Origin of the sequence: Natrialba sp. SSL1 (assembly GCF_001861355.1) — an archaeon.
Classification (GTDB): Archaea; Halobacteriota; Halobacteria; order Halobacteriales; family Natrialbaceae; genus Natrialba.
In genome coordinates, this window is sequence record NZ_MASN01000027.1 from 1 (window position 1) to 20,768 (window position 20,768).

The window sequence follows — 20,768 nt, forward strand, 5'->3', positions numbered from 1 at the left end:
TCTGTGGAGGTGATCCAGCCGCAGATTCCCCTACGGCTACCTTGTTACGACTTAAGCCCCCTTGCGGAGCCCAGATTCGACCCGGAAACCGGGCCTCATCCGGACCCCACTCGGGTGCTTTGACGGGCGGTGTGTGCAAGGAGCAGGGACGTATTCACCGCGCCCTTCTGAGGCGCGATTACTACCGAATCCAGCTTCATGAGGGCGAGTTTCAGCCCTCAATCCGAACTACGACCACGTTTCGGAGATTAGCGTCGCCTTTCGGCGTTGCATCCCACTGTCGTGGCCATTGTAGCCCGCGTGTCGCCCAGCACATTCGGGGCATACTGACCTACCGTTGCCCGTTCCTTCCTCCAGTTTGGCACTGGCAGTCCTCCTAATGTACCCAACCACCACAAGGGTGTTGCTGGCAATTAGGAGTGCGGGTCTCGCTCGTTGCCTGACTTAACAGGACGCCTCACGGTACGAGCTGACGGCGGCCATGCACCTCCTCTCAATGGCTCAGGTAAGCTCATCACACTGACCGTCACTGCACATTGTCGATGCTGGTGAGATGTCCGGCGTTGAGTCCAATTAAACCGCAGGCTCCTCCGGTTGTAGTGCTCCCCCGCCAATTCCTTTAAGTTTCATCCTTGCGGACGTACTTCCCAGGCGGTCTGCTTCACGGCTTCCCTACGGCACAACACAGGCTCGTAGCCTGTGTCACACCTAGCAGACATCGTTTACAGCTCGGACTACCCGGGTATCTAATCCGGTTCGTGACCCGAGCTTTCGTCCCTCACCGTCGGATCCGTCTTCCAGAGGCGCTTTCGCCACCGGTGGTCCGTCCAGGATTACGGGATTTCACTCCTACCCCAGACGTACCCCTCTGGTCTTCCGGTCCCAAGCCACACAGTTTCCACCGGACGCCTCTCCGTTAAGCGGAGAGATTTCCCGATAGACTTGCGCGGCCAGCTACGGACGCTTTAGGCCCAATAACAGCGGTCATCACTCGTGCTGCCGGTATTACCGCGGCGGCTGGCACCGGTCTTGCCCAGCACTTATTCCGCGACCACCTTACGGTCGCAAAAAGCGAGGACTATATGCCCTCGCACTTGGAGTCCCCTTATCGCACTGGCGTGCAGTGTAAAGGTTTCGCGCCTGCTGCGCCCCGTAGGGCCCGGTATCTTGTCTCAGATACCGTCTCCGGGCTCTTGCTCTCACAACCCGTACCGATTACTGGCACGGTGGGCCGTTACCCCACCGTCTACCTAATCGGCCGCAGCCACATCCTATGGCGCCGGAGCATTTCAGGCTCTCTCCACTCCAGGATGAGAGCCCTATTCCAGATTAGCCTCAGTTTCCCGAGGTTGTCTGGATCCATAGGGTAGTTTGGCCACGTGTTACTGAGCTATCTGCTACGAGCCTGAACTCGTACAACTAGCATGGCTAAATCGGACTCCAATAGCAATGACCTCCGGCAGGATCAACCGGAATGGTCTCCCCAGCGCAAGGCTGGGGGGTTGGCGGTGAATGCTATGTCTCGTGCACTCACACATGGGTCCACGTTCGGTGACCAGCCACGATCGTGAACCGATCGGGCGTCACCGAACTGTCGAAGCTCACATCAGATCCCATCTGTACGGCGGACCGCAGGGGTGAGATCCTCATCTTCCGTCTACTATACTGTAGTGCCCGACCACTACTTAAGGCCTACGAACTGAACCGTCACAGACAGGGAGTGCCACGCGTGGCAGAATAGAACAGTGTTCAATGAAAGAGCCGGTCATGGCGATACGATTTGGTGGACGCCACTGTGAAACGGGTAGCAACCACTACCACAGGTGCAACGTTCTCTCTATACAGGTGAAAAAGGCTTGGCGATATATACATCTAGTTGATACGCACCCGTGTACGGGCAGACGGGTGAACCGTCCATAGTCAGACAGCGTTCAATATGAACCGATCTGTGAAAATCGGCAACTAGTACAGGGTAGGGAAAGATACAATTTAGAACAGAATCACTCCAAGTGAGAGTGAAACGGCGAATAGCCAGAAAAGACTAGAGGCTACAGAAAATCTATGTGAATAGCGTAGCCAGAGAATGTAGTCAGTGAAATAACAATCAGTTAGAGGCTGTGTCGCAGCACGAACGTGAGCTGCAGGTAATCGATGAACGGAGTAACAGTAACGCTACAAAAAGGCGGAGTTGGAAAGACGACAGTCGCAATCAATCTCGCAGAGCGACTCGCAGCAGCGGGAAACGATGTACTTCTAGTTGATGTCGATCCCCAGGGGAGTGCCACCGATGGTGTTGGCTGCAACGACGCGTATACAGCGGATACATATCTGAAACACGTACTCGACGAGGACGATCCAACAACACCAACAGACGTAATCAGAACTGTCTCTGGGCCGAATCAGTTCGATCTCGTTCCGTCGAATAGGAGACTCCAGCGCGTTAGTCACGAACTCTACGAAGCCGACAACGGCGAGGCAGCGTTCTACCGACAGATCGTTGCTCCACTCGAGTCGACCTACGATTGGGTGGTCTTCGATGCGCCGCCGACGATCGGCCCGGTATCGAACGCTGCGGTGGTTGCGACGCGGCAGGTGGTGGTTCCGATGCAGTTGTCGAAGCCAAGCGCTGATGCGCTCCTCCGGACGGTAACGAATCAGTTGTTCGTCCTCAATGGACGGCTCTCAGAATCCGACCCCGTCGAAATTCTTGCGATCGTGCCAAACCGAGTGAAAGGAGACAATGAGGAGAAACACGTCTTGAACGCACTCGAGGACAGCCAGTTCGAGTCGTATCTCCCGTCGTTTGCGAGAGCAACTGCATACGAGTCGCCGGGGCCTGGGCCAGGGATTCGTGAGCGGGTTGCCTTCCGGCGGTCGTATCGAGAGGGAGTTCCACTTGCAGCCTACGATTCGTCCGTGGATATGCTCGATCGCTTTGCCGCGCTGGCAGCGACGATCGAGGACGAGGCACGGGAATCGATTTGAGAGGGATCTGTCGACCAGAGATTCGTACCGAGGGCAGACTAGTATCAAGGACCAGCAGCGGTAAAGAGTGAGAAAGTGCTGGGGATAGGAAGGAGAGGTGTGTATTTGAGGTGAAAAGAAGGAGAGACGCACGAAAGTGAAGGGTGTGAAAGTGAGTGATGTCGAAGTGGGAGACACGAAAGCGAAATACTGTGAGTACGAACGAGACAACAGGCGAGAGCACTAAGTACGCTGGTGTCCTGGAATGGCTAATGGAGAAGGGGAACAACCAACGGAAAGTTGCAGCAATGTGCGATGGCTGTGGAACAGCCTATGCAGCGATTGAACGGGATGGCGGTACAATACAGCCGATTGGGCATCCGGATGGCTGCTGTGATGGCGCGGGAATGACAGTGCTGTCAGACAGAGAAAGCGGCGGAGAAATTGTCGGCAAACCAGATTCAGAAACGCAGTAGACGGAGAACACAACTCGAGAACAGAGTCGGCGGTCAGCAAATCGGACAGTTCCCTGATCGAAGACGCAAGACGGCTACTAGTCCTACATCTTGGGAACACCCACGAGGCCTATAATCCTGCACTGATGAATACGAGTGGAGAAGAACATGTGTGCAGTTCGTGCTGTTTGTGTTGGAACACGCCCCGCTGTTGACAGGGTATCTGCGATCAGGGTTTGCGGGTGTCTCTATAGGCAGGCTCACAGCCACGCTACTGCCGCTGTCTACGAACCAGTTCAGTCACGTCTCGTTGCGGGAACAGGAGAACTCCGACAGTACCCGCAACAGGTGATCCGATGAGGTGGGTCAGTTCCGTTCAGCGGCTACAGGGTTCTCAGAGAGTCCAGACGTGTCAGGTACGTCGAGAATTTCAGAGGGCGGGGACCCTACAGACATGACGAAAAAGCACGTATCGTGGGATCGACTCTGTCTGATCCCCGCAGCAAACGACAAAGAGACGGCAGCGTTCGACATGGACCACGAATCATCGTCGGCCGACGACACCCCCGATGAAGAGCAACCGCCTGTCGAAACCGTACTGCAAACCCTCGACGACGACACCTGTCGGCAGATACTGACGGCCCTCGACGAACCGAAAGCAGCAACTGCGCTCTGTGAGGAGTGTGACGTACCCAGTTCGACGATGTACCGCAAGTTAGACCTACTTCGCGAGGCAGCACTCGTCGAGGAATACACTGAAGTTCGACGTGATGGTCCAAATGCGACCCTGTACGAGCGAAATTTCACGACGATTGCCGTCGGAATCGACGATGCAGACGAATTTACCGTACAGGTGAAACGGCCGGCAGAACAGCCGGAAGATCGCATGGCTACCTTCTGGACAGAAATGAAACGAGAATCATGACGGAGCTACTGACGACACTGCTCGCCGTCGTCAAACTCACGGTCCTCGTACTGGGAGGTATCGTTGCGCTGCTCGCATATCGAGCCTACGTTCGGACCCAAATCGATGGGCTACAGTACTTTTCGATCGGGTTCGTGATCATCACAGTCGGGACGTTCCTGGTCGGGTTCTTGCATCACATCGTCGGCATCTCAGTTACAGCGGGAATGCTACTGGAGAGTCTGATTATCTGCAGTGGATTCCTGGTGATGATCTACGCATTGTACGGATACTGAACGTGCTACCACACTGAACGTACTGCTGGAGTGTAGACCACGTGTTTGGACCACGTGCGACCAGAACGCTCTGCTACAGTTACCACCTCGTTCACAGAACCAGGTCGTCTACATAACTGGGTCGTCTACAGAGCCGGTTCATCCACAGAACCACGGAACCGGTTGTCCCACCACGTGGGACCCCACAGTGACTCCTTAGTTACACCATACGGAGAGGTGATTGATGAGCGAAACGCTCTCGAATCGATATGCGGATGCAGTTATTTCGTACCGGCGATGGATCATCGTCTTCGTGCTCCTGCTGACCGCTGTCGTGGCGGCCGGTATCGTGCTGGGTGATGACCCAGTCGATGACGATGGTGCTCAATTTGATGTTGACTCACCGGAAACGGCAGCACTCGAGGAGATCGAAGAAACCTACGCAGCCGACACGCAGCCGCTCACCCAGGTTGTCGTTCGAGACGATGGTGGTGACGTTCTCACCCGCGAGTCGCTACTCGAAGGACTCCGGTTTCAACAAGAGCTTCAGGAGACAGAGTCGATTAATCAGACCCTGGAAGAGAACGGCACAGTCGGCCTCGAAAACGTCGTCGCGACGGTCGCCGTCTTCGAGGATCGCGCGGTTGGGAGTGATGCAAACGGCGCACACGATACCAGCGAGCCGACACTCGAGGAGCAACGGCAGGCACTCGAGTCCCGGTCTGCTGAAGAAGTCGAAGGGTTGCTGGGGAGGGTTTTGGACCCGGATCCGGATCCGGAGCAGGAGCAGGAGCAGGAGCTGCGAGGCGGCGACGATCCGTATGCGTTCCTTCCGACCTCGTACGAACCCGGTTCTGTCGAGTCTGAATCCCGACTCGTGTTGTTGTTCCACGAGGGGGATGACGGGACAGATGGTGGACCGAGCGGAACAGATAGCGGACCGAGCGGGACAACTGACGGGACGAGTGACGGCGAAACGGCACCCGTCGTCGCCGACGCACAGCTAGCGATCGAATCGGTGTTCGAGGAGCGCTTCGACGATGGCTTCGTCTTCGGTGAGGGGATCACCGACGCCGCGAGTGCGAGCGCAGTTGGCGACAGTTTCGCGATCATCACGCCCGTCGCGTTCGTGTTGGTGTTGTTCGTCCTCGCAGTCACGTATCGTGACCTCGTCGACGTACTCATCGGATTCCTCGGAATCGGGGTCGTGATGGCCTGGATCGGTGGGGTTCAGGGCTGGCTCGCGATACCCGGCGATTCGATGCTGATTGCCGTACCGTTCTTGCTGGTCGGGTTATCCATCGACTACTCGTTACACGTCGTAATGCGGTACCGAGAAGCGAGAGGTGGTGGGCCTGCACAGAGTGCGGCTGTAGCGGGGAACGACGCAGCAGTTACGACCACCGAGACAGCAGTGACGGCCGCTGACGGCATGCGCCGCGGGTTCGCCGGCGTCGTCCTCGCACTCGCTGCCGCGACGGTCTCGACCGGCGTCGGGTTCTTCTCGAACGTCGTCAGTCCACTGCCCGCCATCCAGAACTTCGCAGTGTTGAGCGCAAGCGGCATTCTCGCGACGTTCATCGCCTTCGGTGCGTTCGTGCCCGCAGTGAAAACCGAGATCGACGAGCAACTCGAGAAGCGGTTCGACCGGACGCGCGCGAAGCAGCCGTTCGGAATGGACGCCGGCATCGTTCACGGTGCACTCGAGCGCATCGTCTCACTCGTTCGAACGGCCCCGGTCGGCGTGATTGTCGTCGCGTTCTTGCTTGCGAGTGCGGGGGCGTACGGTGCAACCGGGCTGGATACGGAGTTCAACCAGGCTGACTTCCTGCCGGAAGACGCACCAGAGTGGGCGAAGGCACTTCCCGGACCGCTTGCTCCGGACACCTACACGGTGAGCGACGATCTGTCGTACCTTGGTGAACACTTCGCAGATCACGGCCCGGACTCACAGTCACAGATACTGATACAGGGTGATGTAACCGATCCGGAAACGCTCACCGCAGTACGGAGCGCTACTGCGACCGTTGGAGGTGGAGGAGAAGATGGAGATGGCGGCGGAGGAGTGGATGGAGAGAATAGTACAGACGCGAACACGACGATTGACGTTCGCGCCGACGGAACTGCAGCGATCGATGGCCCACAGACACTCATCGCGTCGCTCAGCGCGGAGAACGAGACGGTTGCATCCGAGCTCGAACAGCGAGACGCGACCGGAAACGGACTTCCCGACGAGGACGTCGACGGGTTCTACGACATCCTGTTCGATGCAGACGAAGAAGCGGCCGCATCGGTGCTCTACCGGACAGATGACGGCGAGTACGAGTCAGCACGACTGCTCCTCTCCGTTCGTAGCGATGCCGCGTCACAGAGCGTCGCATCGGATACGAAGACTGTTGCAGCGGCGATTTCGAGTTCGGCTCCTGTAACGGCAACTGCAACCGGCGGTGTTGTGACGACTGCCGTCGTCCAGGATGCGCTCCTCGAGACGCTCGTTCAGGCGTTCACGATCACCGTCGTCGTGATCCTCGTCTTCCTGACGCTCCTCTACTGGGTTCGCCACCGAGCACCATCGCTTGGCGCACTCACACTTGCACCGGTCGTCGTAGCACTGGCGTGGCTCCTCGGTGCGATGGCACTCCTCGACGTCCCGTTCAACACTGAGACGGTCGTGATGACGAGCCTCGCGATCGGTCTCGGTGTCGACTACAGTATTCACGTCAGCGAACGATTCATCGACGAGCGCACAAACGGAACGCCACTTTCCGAAGCAGTGAGGGCGACAATAACCGGGACCGGCGGTGCGCTCCTGGGAAGTGCGGCGACGACAGCAGCCGGGTTCGGCGTTCTCGCACTCTCACTTTCGCCACCGCTTCGCCGCTTCGGACTCGTCACCGGACTCAGTATCATCTTCGCGCTGGTCGCGTGTCTGACGGTCTTGCCGTGTTTGCTCGTGCTTCGAGCGCGACTCCTCGAGGCACTCGAACGCAGAGACCGTGAGGAGCAACACCTATGAAAACGAGAGGCTGCACGTGAATGAGAAACTATACGTGAAGGAGAGGCTACACGGGAGAGTGACCAAACGGCATTCACAGGAGAGATGTGAGTGTACTCGAGTTCCAATCTCAAATGTGCTAGTCTCAAAGTGGGGCAACGACTGGAACCGCTGACAGCGCCCGGAACACGAACACACCGGGTTTCCGGTGAATACCGGGCCCTAAGAAGGGTCACTCCGTTCATTCACCTGTTCGGTGATACTCGCTTTTGAGTTGGACATTGTGAGTTGGACAGCTATGATCGGTACGGTGAGTGAAACCTCGGTAGTTCCCTCGTTGGTATCGGCCGCGACACTGTAGCGTGCCGGATACGATACGAGACTGCAGATAGCCCGATCCACCACGACATTGGATCGTCTCCTCTGGAGGTTAACTCGTCTCCTCCGGAGAGAAGTATCAGAAGTAGGTTTTATAGACGTTGCGAAGGTTCCGCAGACGTTGCCACCCTAAAGACAGACACACCGGATTTCCGGTGAAAGAACCATCGAGTTGCCGTTGGAGTGTTGAGATGATCGACGGGAGAGGAGAAGGAAAGACTGCCGATGTGGAAAGGAAAGGTGGTGGGAACAGAAACAGAGACTGCAAAAACAGGGGTTGCAGAAAGAGATGGTGATAGGACAGACAGATATTGAACCCGTATTGAATACACATCGGACACACACACCGGGTTTCCGGTGAAATGGGCTGAGGAGTTCCCTAACATCTCTTGTATTCTTCTATTTCTCTCAAAAGTTGATGGGGAGGGATAGATAGATATATAACATAGATAGGAGTAAAGTCCATTGATTCAGTCGCAAACGCTTATTGAGACATCGTCGCATAAAGCTCTCTTATTCCAAAAGAACTGCTCCACGTCAGTTCTCCATCTCGTAGTTCTCCATTTCATACCTCTATCCCACTTCTTCACCTTTCCCGCCCACTTCTGTATCTCAGAGATCTTCCGAAGAAACTCCAATCTTGACTGACCGCTTCTTACTTGATCGTTTTTCGAATTCTGTACCTTTGAATCCTGCTCCTGATCATTGAATTTTGAGCCTTTGAATTTTGTTTCTCCCGATCACTGCTATTCTCCTGTTATTTTGTGCCCCGATCTTTATCTCTGCGCTGTACTTTTGCCTGTGATCAGTGCTGCACTCTTGTCTGCGACCAACTTTTTTCTCTCCGCTTGCCTTCCACTACCCCCGTTTCCACTGCACCCACCACACCATTTCACCCCATTTCACCGGAAACCCGGTGTGTGTGTGTGCCAACCCACATTCACCCTTCGTTCGTCGCCTCGTCTCACCACACCAGATCCCGCTCTCATTTGTGTGTACTCACGTGGAGGACTCGAGTACTGTCCCTCTGCGAGAACTGCCTCTCTGAATCCACCGAACTCGGTGCTTACGTGAACTGTGCTACTGGGTCCGACAGGTGTGGTATCTACTCGTTCTTTCGCATCGCTGCTACTAGGTGCACTGGCGTAATTTCCAGGTGTCTCGGCGTGATTCCCGGTGCCATCGGTGACGAAACGTTCAAGATGATTCACCGGAAACACGGTGTCCAAGGTATATGTCTGAGTCCGACGACCTCTTCATTCGGGAGGATCCGATCTTCGTCAACAAGGAACTCCTCGAGATCAGTCACCTTCCCGATGAGGGGCGGATCGTCGGTCGGGACGAAGAGATCGGGCAGCTCGCGAACGCGGTCAACCCCGCGATTTTCGGTCAGAGCCCCAGCAACGTTCTCATCTACGGCAAAACCGGTACCGGAAAGTCGTTGTGTGCCAAGTACGTCTCCCGACGCCTCGTCGATACGGCAGAAGAGGAAGGTGTCAGCGCGGTCTTTGCCTACGTCGACTGTGCACAGGACACGACCGAAACCCAGGCCGTCCAAACGATCGCGAGCTCGGTCAACACCGACGCGACTGAGATCTACATTCCAGATAAGGGGATTAGCACAGCGACCTACTACAAGCGTCTCTGGCGTATTCTCAACAGGGAGTACGACGTCGCACTCATCATCCTCGACGAGATCGACAAACTCGAGGACGACGCGATTTTGATGCAACTTTCTCGGGCCGGCGAGGCTGGGAAAGTAACCGACTGCAAGATCGGTGTGATCGGCATCAGTAACAAAATCAAGTACAAGGATCGAATGGACGAGCGGGTCAAATCGAGCCTCTGTGAACGCGAGTTCGTCTTCCCGCCGTACAACGCGAGCCAGTTGAACAACATCATGGCGGCGCGCAATGATGCGTTTCGCGACGGTGTCCTCCAGGACGCGGTGATCCCGCGAGCGGCCGCACTCGCAGCGCGGGAGCACGGTGACGCCCGAAAGGCGATCGACATTCTACGCTACGCCGGCGAAATTGCACAGGCCGAGGGGGCGGCTACTGTTCGCGAGGAGTTCGTCGTTCAGGCTCGTGAACGCGCGGAAGTCGATCGGTTCCGTGAACTCATCCGCGGCTCGACGCCCCACTCCCGGTACGTCCTCCAGGCGTTGACGGTTCTCTCGCTCGAACACCGCCCCGACGGAGCGTACAGTGATTCCGCTGGCGAGAACGATGGCTTTCGAACGACGCGGATCTACGACGTCTACGAACAGATCTGCCGGCAGGAGGGTGCCGACACACTGTCGCTTCGTCGCGTTCGTGACTTGCTCAAAGAACACGCGTTTCTGGATATCCTCGAGCAATCGCGCCACAGCGGCGGGAGCGCGGAAGGGAGCTATACCGAGCACACGCTTCTCGAGGACCCGGAAGTTGTTCGAGACGTTTTAGCCGACACTGTCGAGTAGCACTCTCTCAGCAGTTGTGTTCCGCGATTGTGTTCCGTGAACTCCGTTCTCACCTATCGGAAGCCGACCGCAAGTCGGACGATTCCACCGGAAACCTGGTGTCCTCTTCTCACCACTGTGACCGTACCTCATCTCGTGTCCGTTCACCGGAAATGTGGTGTGGGTAGCCGTACGCCGAATCCGTTTTACCGGAAACCCGGTGTCCTGTCGCTCTGTGTTCTCTTCGCAGCCGAGAATACTGCCTTTCCCTCCTGAGCACACCCCATTTCCGGTGAAAACGGATGGTAATTGTTCTCTATAGTTGCTTTTCGTGGGTTGTTCGATTCAGGGTCGGTGCTTCGAACTGACTTGTTTTGAAGAGGGGGACTCGAGTACCCGGTGGTCGCTGTGGCGGCCCTGATGACTGTTTCACCGGAAACCTAGTGTGGTCCGTGCTGTTTCGTTGGTGTGTCTTCTGTGTTGGGTGCCTGCTGCGTTAGCGTATCTATTCTGTTAGGGTGCCTGCTGCGTGGGGGTATCTGCTGGGTTAGATTCCCGCTGTGTCCGAGTGTCTGCTATGTTTCGAAGTTGATTATCCCGGAGCTACCGATCAGGGCTGGGGTGCGTCGACAAGGTGAGGAAATCGACGAGGACGAATAGTACCGACAGAGCGTCTCCAGCACTCGTGATGCTCTTCGTCAATCTCTGATTGTTAGAATCCCATCGTTTATTTTCACCTCGTTTGCGTCGGTCGGGATGCCGAATTCGAACTGAGCCCCATCGATGACGACGATTGCCGTTTCGCCGACGATATCGAGCGTCGGTTGGCCAGCGACTTGTCCGAAGTCGACGGCGATAACCTGTTCTTCGTCGTACTGGCGGTTCGTGATCGTAATCTCGTCCTGTTCTCCCGCTGCTGCTTCTAGCTCTGGTGGTGTTTCCATACTCCGTGTTGGCGGGCAGCAATCGTAAGTACCGTGCACGAACATGCCACCTCGGTTCTGTGTCCGGTGGGGTGTTTTTCGGTCGGTTGTGACTCTGTTTGTCCACTTGCGACTGGATACATTAGAGTCGATAGATCGATAACCGACAGCGCGGGTATCCTACACTCCCAGAATCGCAACGAGTGGCTCTCCTGAGACGAGGAGCAGGACGTTGTTCACGACGAACAACGTGTACAGCGCGACCATCGTTCCAATGAACTGGATATCTCGGGGATGTGAGAGGAGGTGGCCGATTCCCATAATAATCACCGCATAGAGGCTCGCTGCCAGCGGAACGCCTGCAAAGCCGAGAGATTCGAAGAATAGGACAGTCACCGGATTGAGTTCGTTGGCATAGGGGACGACGAAAAACAACGTTGCAGCGACCATGTCGATAAACCATAACGAGAGAAAGGCGACTCGCAACGGGGGCGATTCTGGCGGATCGAGATTCAGTCGTCGAACTGTTTCAACTCCCATCTGTAGTTCTCCATTGGGGGGTACAGGAATTACGTGTTGACCTTGCCTACGCTACTGTGACTGTCTCACACGGCCACTTTCGCCGCTTTTGTCTCCCGGCTTTCCCATCATCGTCGAGTCACCTTCTCTGCTATCAATCAGTTGTTACCTGCTCTGTCATGCAGGTATGTCGTTCTTGCATTGGTCTTGTTGCACCGAATACGGAACTGGGTCGAGACTGGGTTTCGGTGGGCAAATCCTCTTTCTCGTCGTTCTGTTTCCACTATATTTATTATATCTAGTTCCATACCGAATTGTATGTATGACCTAACTGGGTTCCAGCGTGACCTCCTGTACGTCGCTGCAGGTCTCGATGAACCACACGGCCTCGCAATCAAAGAAGAACTCGAGAACTACTACGAGAGCGAAATCCACCACGGCCGACTCTACCCGAACCTGGATACGCTCGTCGACAAGGGTCTCATCGAGAAAGGGACGGCTGACCGACGGACGAACGTCTACAGCGTTACGCGTCGCGGCCGTCGCGAACTCGAAGATCGGCGTGACTGGGAGGAGCAGTACGTTTCGGATCTGGTCTGATCGGCCAACCGGTTCAGCACTGCTTGCACCCGTCAGCGCACTCCCGTAGGGTACGCTTTCTTCTGGCCTTGCCAGTTCGTTCGCTGGGACCAGCCCGGCTTCGCCCTCAATTCGGGCAATTTGTCCCGTGACTGCCCGCAACAACTCTCTCTATTTCGGAATTTGAGCGGCTCAGTTGTGTCGATGGTAGCCGTGATAGCGGAACTGGGGGCACCGGTTTATGCTTTTCACGCGCGTTCTCATCTGTATGGGCGACTCTCACAATGGCCACGACCACGGTACTGACACCGGTCACAACAGCAATACCGACCACGATACTGACACCAGCCACAACCCTAACAACAATAACAACAACGATCACGACACTGACACCGGCCAGAATCCCGACAACGACAACGATCGCGACACTGACACCGGCCATAACCTCGACAACGACCACGGCCACAACCACCACCCACCCCACAATCACGACACCGATCCCGAACCCGACCGTGATCACATCCTCGTCCCCCTCGACGAAACACCACTTCTCGAGGACACCCTCTCATATGCGTTCGACCACCACCCGAACGCACGCCTTACCGTTCTCCACGTCGCAACTGTTCCCACAGATGCACCACTCGAGTTCAGTGGTGAGCAGTCAGCGTGGCACGACAACTCCGAGGCGGTCTTCGAGCGCGCGACTACTCTCGCGGCGGAGCGCGATCGGTCGATCGAAACGGCAGTCACCTTTGGCCAGCCAGCGCGAGCGATACTCGAGTACGAACGTGATGAGGCGGTCGACGGGATCGTTATGGGGAGCCACGGCCGCTCGCGCGTTGAGAAGTTGCTTCTCGGGAGTGTTGCAAATACGGTGTCACGCCGTGCGTCTGTTCCGGTGACGATTGTTCGGTGATGGGTTGCCGCCGATGATCGTTCGGTAATAGGTTGCCGCCGATGATCGTTCGGTAATGGGTTGTTTCCCGAGTATCGTTCGGTGAGTGGTCGTATCCCCCCTCACGTCTGTTCGGTGAGTGGTTGCTGTTCCCCTGCCGATCACGTGACGACCGGTGGTCCTGTCGAATCCGCACTGCTAGCTACACGAGGGCATCACCGGGCAGTAGTGTCATCGCCGGCCGAAGCTACGATTTAGCTGAGTTATCCCGTATTGCTGGCTTTCTGGACACTGACCAGGCGTGAACGCCATTGGTAACTAAGTGTGGCTGCGTCTGCAACACGGATACCAATGCCCGAGCGGACAACGATCGGTGTTCTGGCGGATCCGTTCCTCTACGAGTGGCAGGTTCGTGCACTCGACCGGGTACAGACACAGACCGACGCAGAAATTTCGGTCGTGGTCACGAACGCCGAGAAAGAAGACTGTACAGCAGAGTCGTGGAACGACTCTCGATTCGAAGCCGCAGACGTACGGCGATTCGTCGACGTTCTTCGTCAGGAGCAGGCGTGGGCACTGGTCCTCGCCGAACGGGCGTTTGCGAGACGGCTTGGGGATGACCAGCATCTCTGGCATCGCCACTCGATCGATGCAATCGACCAACTCGAGGACGCAGCCCATCTCGAGTGTGAGCCCCGCCGCGACGGGAGCTGGTACGAGTTTCCCGACGACGTTGTGTCACGACTCGCTGACCAGTGCGATGTGTTGGTCCTCTTCGGGTTCGGTCTCCTGAAGGGGGCGGTTCTCACCGCAACTGAACACGGCATTTTGAGCTTTCACCCCGCCGATATCCGCTCGTACCGTGGGATGGGGCCACCACCGATCTTCCACGACGGCCAGTCGACGGCCGGTTCGACACTGCAGCGACTCACCGAGTCGATCGACGGTGGAGAGGTCATCGCGTACGACGAGGTCGATATCAGTGACTGTCACACGCTCTGGGACGTTTTCGACCGACTCGTCTCACTCCAGATACAGTTGTTACCGGACGGCATCGAACGCGTGTGCGACCCGTCGTTTGAGCCGACCACTGTTCCCGACGACCAGCTCGGTGCGTTTTACCCGCGGTCGATGCGCCGCAGCCCGTCGTTTGCCGGCCGGATTCTCGCGAAAAACGTTACCGGTCGCCTCCGTCGACAGGTTCGCACGCGAGTCTCGCTCCCAGCCATCGACCGGGCGAGGCCAGTTCGCCGATAACTACCGACTTGTACATACCCGAGACTACGCCGGTCTGGCTGTTGCAGGCAGTGTGAACGAAAACGTCGCCCCGTCGCCCGGCTCCGACTCGACCCAGATCTCTCCGCCGTGGCGTTCGACGATCCGCTGACACAGCGCAAGGCCTATCCCGGTTCCTTCGTACTCGTGGCGACTGTGTAGTCGGTCGAAGACGGTGAACACGCGCTCTTGATCGTCGTGGTCGATCCCGATCCCGTTGTCCGTAACCGAGAGCACCCACTCTCCACCACGTCGTCTCGAGTCGATCTCTATCTGTGGCTCCTGCTCGCCACTGTAGGTTATCGCGTTCTCGAGCAGATTCTGGAAGACCTGTCGGAGCTGACTGGCGTCGCCCTCGACTCGCGGGAGGCGCCCGGTCGAAATCTTGGCTCCACGTTCCTCGATACACAGCTGCAGGTCCTCGCGGACGTCGTCGACGACCGGCCCCAGATCGATCGGTTCGATAGGATTCCCTCGCGTTTCGATCCGTGAGTACGTCAGAAGGCCGTCGATCATCCCGCGCATCCGGTCTGCCCCGTCGACAGCGTACGCGAGGAACTCCTCGCCGTCATCGTCGAACTCGTCACCGTATCGGCTTTCGAGTAGCTGCAGGTAACTTGTGACCATCCGCAGCGGTTCCTGCAGGTCGTGGCTAGCCGCGTAGGCGAACTGTTCGAGGCGCTCGTTCGACTCCTCGAGTGCGTGCTCGCGTTGGCGTTGCTCGAGTTCGTAGGCGACCCACTGCGTCATGAGCTCGTGGAAGGTCCGCTCGGCGTCGGTGAACGGCTGCTCTCGTGAGTCTGAACTGACGAAGAAGAACGTCCGATCGGCGCTGTTCTCGAGTTCGATCCGCGCGCCGAGATAGGACTCGACGCCGACCGTCTCGTGTGCGATTGTCCCTTCGACGCCGGCGTTTTGCGGTGTGGTGACGCCGATTGTGGTTTCGCTGTCGGTCGTGAGTTTGCAGTAGGTTTCGGCGAGTGGGATCGTCGTGCCCGGTGAGAGCTGTTCGTGGTCGTCACTTGCAGCCTTGATTTCGATCGTTTCCGTCGTCTGATCGATTCGTGAGAGCGCACCGAACTCGAGATCGAACCGATCACAGCCGAGGTCGAACATTCGCTGTAACTTCTCCTCGAAGGTCCGGTCTGCGTCGGCTGCGATTTCGCCGAGGCGCTGCTTGGCGTCTTCGCGTCTGTCGCGTTCAAACTGGAACGTAACCCATTGACCGAGTAGCTGGTGGAACGTCAGTTCGTCGCTGCTGAACCCGCTCTCGCGCTCCTCGCTAGAGACGAAGAAGAACGTTCGGTCGGTCCCACCCTGGATCTCGATGTGCGTGCCGAGATAGGCGCGAATCCCGAACTCGTTGTAGATGCGACTCTCGTCGTACCCCTCCGCTCGAGGATCGGTGATGCCCGTCGCGTTCAGAGCCGTGGTTGACTCCGTCGCTGGCTCTCCAGTTCTGTCACCCCCAATCGAACTTCCAGTGGCTGTGCTTTCCTCCGAACTGCTGGTGCTCTCGGTTGCTGCCGCACAGTAGGTTTCAGAGAGCGCTAACTCGAGTCCCGCCTCGAAGTGCTCGTGGTCATCGCTGACGTACTCGAGTTCGAACTGATCGTTCTCGATATCAATGCGGGCCATCGCACCGAGTTCGAGGTCGAACCGGTCACAGCCGAGTTCGAACAGCGACTGCAGTTTCTCTTGGAACGAGCGGTTGGGGTCGCCGGTGATCCGGTTCTGGCGCTCGAGATACTGTTGGTTCTCGTGCAGTCTGTTGTTCGCCCTGGTGCGATCGAGCAGCGTCCCCATCATCCGGTCGTTCTCACGTTTGAGCTGCTCGGGGCCGAAGAACTCCTCGGGTGGCGTATAGTAGAAATTCTTGCAGGCGATGTCGTCGTAGACGATGTGTGGGTGTGTCTTGATGACCTTCTGGACGGTGTCCGCCGGGAACTGCGCCCGGTCGTACTGGCAGAGCGCGATCATATCCGTCTCTGGCAGCAGCCGATTGAGCTTGTTCTCGTAGTCGATGAGTTCGGTGTGTGGGCAGCCGCCGTCGGTCGCCCAACTCATCTCGTCCGTGATGCGGAGCCCGTCGTACTCGCTCGTGACGTCGTCGATGAGGTCGGTGAGGAGGTCGATCATCTCGTCGGCGTCGAACGCCCCGTTTCGAAGGTACGACTCTTCGGCAGTCCATACCGTCAGCGCACCCGTTTCGCGCGCAGTGTCGGTTTCGACGCCTGCCTCACGCAGCCGGTCGAGAATCTCGTCCCGGTCGGTTTCGTCGACGATGTAGAGACACTTCTCGCCGCGCTCGAGTCCTCGTTTGATGAACGGCAGCGCCGTCTCGAACTGCTCGTCGTCGGACTCATAGACGAGAGCGAGGTGGTCGTGTGAGCCGTGGTGTTCGTGTTGCCCGCGGCTCTCGAGTTGGTGTGGGTTTGGCTCAGCTATCGGATTCGCTGCCGGCTGTCGTGTGCTGCGTTCTCGTTCGAAACCGAGACTGTCAGTGTCATCAGCACGTTGTGTCGGATAACTCATAGTAGTGGAGAGCGATCGATGATCGCAGCCTACAGCCCACCATCCACAGCGGGGCCGACCGCTCACGGAGGAAACGGTCGACCGGTCGCGGTGATAGAGGGGTGTCGGTATCAGGCCCGAACTTGTGGTTTTGTGTCGTCGCAGTCGATGGTACACTGTTCGGCGGATGATCGCCGTCGTGACGGGCGACGGGCAAGCGTGCGGGTGGCATCTCGGCTACGATCACCGTGGGTGTCAGTATCGACTCCGTACCAGACACAACGGAATAAGGACGCGGGTTCTCTGAACCCAGACGTGTGTGAAAGATAGAGTCATAGGGCTGTTATCCTCTTTTTGTCAGTCTATCGATCACGTTCCGTTCCTTTCATCGACCTCGGTTGTTGTGTCACCGTCTACTCACTGATCACTGAGGTCGCTCGCCCACTCACTGCTCATCGAGATACGAGCGCGCACGCTCGTCGCTCACCTGCCGGAAATCCTCGTAGTACTGTCCAACGGCGCTGAAATCCGCTGGCCGCTCGAGCGCGATAACCGAATCTACCGGCGCTTCGTTCTCGAGTGTCTCGAGCGACCGCGGCGAGCCAACCGGCACCGCCAGGGTAACGGCCGTCGCGCCCGCGTCGGCGACCTGTCTGAGACACGCGATTGCCGTCGCACCGGTCGCCACTCCATCGTCGACGACGACCACCCGTTTCCCGTCGACTGCCGGTATCGACCCGTTACCGCCTCGGTACTGGTTCACTTTCTCGCGTGCGGCCTCGGCTTCGCGCGTCCGTTCGCGGTCGATGTAGTCGTCTTCAACCCGCAACTGCTCGACGAGATCGTCGTTGAGCCACAGGGTCCCGTCGCTCGCGACAGCACCGAGTGCCAGTTCCGGATTCCCTGGTGCGCCAATCTTCGATGCGACGACGACGTCGAGCGTCGCTCCCAGTTCGTCTGCGACCGGTCGTGCGACCGGAAGCGCACCGCGTGGAATCCCGAGCACCACGTCTGCCTCGGCCCCTTCCGCCGCGAGGTGTGCGCCTAGCTGCTCGCCGGCGTCCGTTCGATCGGTGAACATCCCTCTTCCTCTCACCTTCTCTACGTTCCCACAGTGGTTGTATGTGTCTATCACTACCCACGTCAGTAACGGCCGATGACACTGGACGGCGGCAGCTCAGCGCTCGCTCTCCTCTGACTCCGTCCCCTCGAGTTCTGCGAGCACCCACTCGAGTGCGTCTATCTTTCCGTCGAGGTGCTTCGATCGGGGGTCGTAGTAGTCACAGGCGTCTCTCGTCCGGCGCAGTGCGGTCAGTCGGTCGCGAATCTCGTCGCGGGCGGGCATCGTATCCTGGACGGACCACAGCGAAATGTATAAACTATTCACCGGTTGGAGTCAGTCGATCTAGACAGTCTCTTGGTCTGAAACGGCGCATTTCGGTACGCTATTGATGGATGAGTGCCTACCTGTGACACTGATTTCGATGGCTGGTGATGCACCGTCCGACCACGTCGATCGACACGAGCGCCTCGACCGTCTCACCGCGCTTCGACGGCGCGTCTGTCCCGCCCTACACGATGTTGCACAGCAGTTCGGCGGCTACGTCCAGTGTACGATGCACCCCTCGGAGTACGTCGGGACCGTCGATCGATCGCTCGAGCAGTTCCGTACTGACCTTCGGTCGATGGCCTTTCGGCCGGAACCGGTCGCGGCGCTGAAGCGCCACCGAGACGGCCGCCAATCCGCCGGTAGCTGGGTCCATCGTCACTCGCTGCTCGCCGAGAAACAGCTGCACGTGACGCTGTTTTTCGCAGGCGAGTCCTCGGTCGAGACGTACGCCCACTGGGAGCACTCCTGGATTCGCCATCCGATCGACCACTACCGAGCCAGCGGCTGGGATACGTCCGCCGGCGTCGAGACGATGCGCACCCTCTTGCGAACGCACGGAATCTCGTTCCGTGAATCGCGACCGTAATCGTATCTTGGTCGGCGTCGAACGATCCGCCAGTGGTTCGGAACGTCGCCGCCTTCACCGACACCTACCTGCCGACGGTCAACGGCGTGACCTACACGATTTCGCTCTGGCGCTCGCGCTGGAACGACCGGTTCGGCCGCCTGTCTGTCGTCTACCCCCACTCGAGTACCTACGAGCCACGCTCGGACGAGTTTCCGGTCCCAAGCGTTCAGGCACCGATCTACCGCCAGTACAGGCTCGGGCTGCCGGTGGTCCCCACGGATCTTCCGACGCCGGACATCGTCCACGTCCACTCCCCGTTCACTCTTGGACTGGCCGGCCTCCGGTTCGGAACACGGGCGGACGTCCCCGTCGTCGCCACGTATCACACCATCCTCGCCGATCGCATCGAACAGCGAGTCCCCGATATCGTTCCCGTTTCGCGACTCGAGGACGGCTGTCTCGCCTACGAGCGCCAGTTCTACGACGCAGTCGATCTCATCACCGCACCGACGGCCGTCGCTCGTCGTGAGATTCGCGAGCGAATACGGCCGGAGACGCCCATCGAAATCGTCCCCAACGGCATCGACACGACGACGTTCCGGCCGGTCGATCCGTCCTCGTTCATCGACACCTACGACATCGACGACAGCGCTCCCATCGTCGGCTACACGGGCCGCCACAGTCCGGAAAAATATCTCTCGGAACTGATCGATGCGGCCGCCGAGACGGACCTGACGGTCGTCATCGCTGGCGACGGCCCCTCCCGACCTGCGCTCGAGGCGCAGGCCGATGCACTCGAGTGCGACGTCACCTTTCTCGGCTTTCTCGATCGCGAGGAGTTACCGGCGTTTTACTCGGCGCTCGACGTGTTCGTCTTTCCGGGGCGGTTGGAGACCCAGGGGCTCGTGGCGCTGGAGGCGAACGCCTGTGGAACGCCGGTCGTCGCCGCGGCGGCGGGCGCGCTGACGCGGACGGTGTTGGACGGCGAGACGGGGTATCACTACCCGCCGGGCGAGACGGTTGCGCTCCGGGAGGCGATCGACCGGACGCTCGCCGAGCGGAAGCGACTGCGCGATCTCTGTTTGCGTCGTCGGGAGATGATTTCGGTGACGCATTCGCTGGCGCAACTGCAGACACTGTACGACGAGCTCGCGTCAGCGTGACTCGGCGTACTGAGTTGGTGTACGACGATTCGACGGTGACTGCGGAGCAGGTCGACTGAACGGGGTGGAGCAAGGCAAACCGAGACGGAACGAGGTGTAACGGGTGTGTGTTTCGATTCGTGTACAAAACGTACCGCAGCACTGCAGCCCGACGGCTTCGTTTATCATATTTCGGAGACAGTGACCGTTCGGCTCCACCCCTGCGAACGGATCGCTCGCCGGTTCTCCTGCCGAACCACCTACTGAACGGCTGCCACGATCGCTTCCAGTTCGTCCTTTCGGAACGATGACGGTGCCGTCTCCGGGGTCGCTTCTTCTGTAACACCCACCTTCCACAGGACTCCTGCTCTCATTTCTGCTTTCGGAGGCAAACGGCCGCTCGTCTCAATCTCGTACCCCACTGCATCACACACTGCAGCGAGGTCCTCTTTCGTAAACGCTGCCGATCGCGCTCGCTCAAATCGACCGACAGCTACCCTGATCTCATTTCGAAGTTCATCGACGGTTTGTGCCATACGTGCCACGACACAG

Annotated in this window: 16 protein-coding genes and 1 rRNA gene; 10 read left to right on the plus strand and 7 right to left on the minus strand. The window is 58.1% G+C overall.

The window, feature by feature from the left end:
* Positions 1-4 precede the first annotated feature (4 nt).
* Positions 5-1,476, minus strand: a 16S ribosomal RNA gene (locus BBD46_RS06720).
* A 675-nt stretch (positions 1,477-2,151) separates the two neighbouring features.
* Here BBD46_RS06720 and BBD46_RS06725 point away from each other — a divergent pair.
* The 5 genes from BBD46_RS06725 to BBD46_RS06745 all read left to right on the plus strand — a co-directional run bounded on the left by BBD46_RS06725 (position 2,152) and on the right by BBD46_RS06745 (position 10,432).
* Complete coding sequence (locus BBD46_RS06725; protein ID WP_071400964.1) at positions 2,152-2,985, plus strand: ParA family protein; 834 nt, start codon at positions 2,152-2,154, stop codon at positions 2,983-2,985.
* 888 nt (positions 2,986-3,873) lie between these two features.
* On the plus strand, positions 3,874-4,344 hold the full coding sequence (locus BBD46_RS06730) for a winged helix-turn-helix domain-containing protein (RefSeq protein ID WP_071400965.1): 471 nt from the start codon (positions 3,874-3,876) through the stop codon (positions 4,342-4,344).
* Positions 4,341-4,619, plus strand: coding sequence for a DUF7521 family protein (locus BBD46_RS06735; protein WP_071400966.1), 279 nt, complete (start codon positions 4,341-4,343; stop codon positions 4,617-4,619). The genes BBD46_RS06730 and BBD46_RS06735 overlap by 4 nt, the downstream gene beginning before the upstream one ends.
* 223 nt (positions 4,620-4,842) lie before the next feature.
* Positions 4,843-7,614 (plus strand): efflux RND transporter permease subunit, encoded by a 2,772-nt coding sequence (locus BBD46_RS06740; protein WP_071400967.1) that lies wholly within the window; start codon positions 4,843-4,845, stop codon positions 7,612-7,614.
* A 1,591-nt stretch (positions 7,615-9,205) separates the two neighbouring features.
* Entirely contained in the window at positions 9,206-10,432 is a 1,227-nt protein-coding gene (locus BBD46_RS06745; RefSeq protein WP_071400968.1) for a Cdc6/Cdc18 family protein, read from the plus strand.
* A 677-nt stretch (positions 10,433-11,109) separates the two neighbouring features.
* Here the strand turns inward: BBD46_RS06745 and BBD46_RS06750 are convergent.
* Both BBD46_RS06750 and BBD46_RS06755 read right to left on the minus strand, forming a co-directional pair.
* Entirely contained in the window at positions 11,110-11,355 is a 246-nt protein-coding gene (locus BBD46_RS06750; RefSeq protein ID WP_071400969.1) for a DUF7127 family protein, read from the minus strand.
* A 159-nt stretch (positions 11,356-11,514) separates the two neighbouring features.
* A complete protein-coding gene (locus tag BBD46_RS06755; protein WP_071400970.1) occupies positions 11,515-11,874 on the minus strand; it encodes a hypothetical protein in 360 nt (119 codons plus the stop codon).
* Between the two features lie 297 nt (positions 11,875-12,171).
* On the opposite strand from BBD46_RS06755, the gene BBD46_RS06760 reads away from it, so the two are divergent.
* The 3 genes from BBD46_RS06760 to BBD46_RS06770 all read left to right on the plus strand — a co-directional run bounded on the left by BBD46_RS06760 (position 12,172) and on the right by BBD46_RS06770 (position 14,584).
* Complete coding sequence (locus tag BBD46_RS06760) at positions 12,172-12,453, plus strand: PadR family transcriptional regulator (RefSeq protein ID WP_071400971.1); 282 nt, start codon at positions 12,172-12,174, stop codon at positions 12,451-12,453.
* Positions 12,454-12,700: 247 nt separating this feature from the next.
* Positions 12,701-13,348, plus strand: a complete 648-nt coding sequence (locus tag BBD46_RS06765; protein WP_071400972.1) for a universal stress protein — start codon at positions 12,701-12,703, stop codon at positions 13,346-13,348.
* Between the two features lie 330 nt (positions 13,349-13,678).
* Entirely contained in the window at positions 13,679-14,584 is a 906-nt protein-coding gene (locus BBD46_RS06770) for a formyltransferase family protein (RefSeq protein ID WP_071400973.1), read from the plus strand.
* A gap of 24 nt (positions 14,585-14,608) precedes the next feature.
* On the opposite strand, the gene BBD46_RS06775 is transcribed toward BBD46_RS06770, so the two are convergent.
* The 3 genes from BBD46_RS06775 to BBD46_RS22580 all read right to left on the minus strand — a co-directional run bounded on the left by BBD46_RS06775 (position 14,609) and on the right by BBD46_RS22580 (position 18,461).
* On the minus strand, positions 14,609-17,137 hold the full coding sequence (locus BBD46_RS06775) for an MEDS domain-containing protein (protein ID WP_071400974.1): 2,529 nt from the start codon (positions 17,135-17,137) through the stop codon (positions 14,609-14,611).
* 424 nt (positions 17,138-17,561) lie between these two features.
* Entirely contained in the window at positions 17,562-18,197 is a 636-nt protein-coding gene (locus BBD46_RS06780; RefSeq protein ID WP_071400975.1) for a phosphoribosyltransferase, read from the minus strand.
* A gap of 96 nt (positions 18,198-18,293) precedes the next feature.
* Positions 18,294-18,461, minus strand: coding sequence for a hypothetical protein (locus tag BBD46_RS22580; protein WP_171908168.1), 168 nt, complete (start codon positions 18,459-18,461; stop codon positions 18,294-18,296).
* Between the two features lie 139 nt (positions 18,462-18,600).
* Here BBD46_RS22580 and BBD46_RS06785 point away from each other — a divergent pair, with 139 nt between their 5' ends.
* The gene (locus tag BBD46_RS06785) at positions 18,601-19,092 is read left to right on the plus strand and encodes a hypothetical protein (protein WP_071400976.1); all 492 of its coding nucleotides are present in this window, start codon (positions 18,601-18,603) and stop codon (positions 19,090-19,092) included.
* A gap of 32 nt (positions 19,093-19,124) precedes the next feature.
* On the plus strand, positions 19,125-20,237 hold the full coding sequence (locus tag BBD46_RS06790; RefSeq protein ID WP_071400977.1) for a glycosyltransferase: 1,113 nt from the start codon (positions 19,125-19,127) through the stop codon (positions 20,235-20,237).
* 239 nt (positions 20,238-20,476) lie between these two features.
* On the opposite strand, the gene BBD46_RS06795 is transcribed toward BBD46_RS06790, so the two are convergent.
* A complete protein-coding gene (locus tag BBD46_RS06795; protein ID WP_071400978.1) occupies positions 20,477-20,752 on the minus strand; it encodes a hypothetical protein in 276 nt (91 codons plus the stop codon).
* Positions 20,753-20,768: the final 16 nt, after the last annotated feature.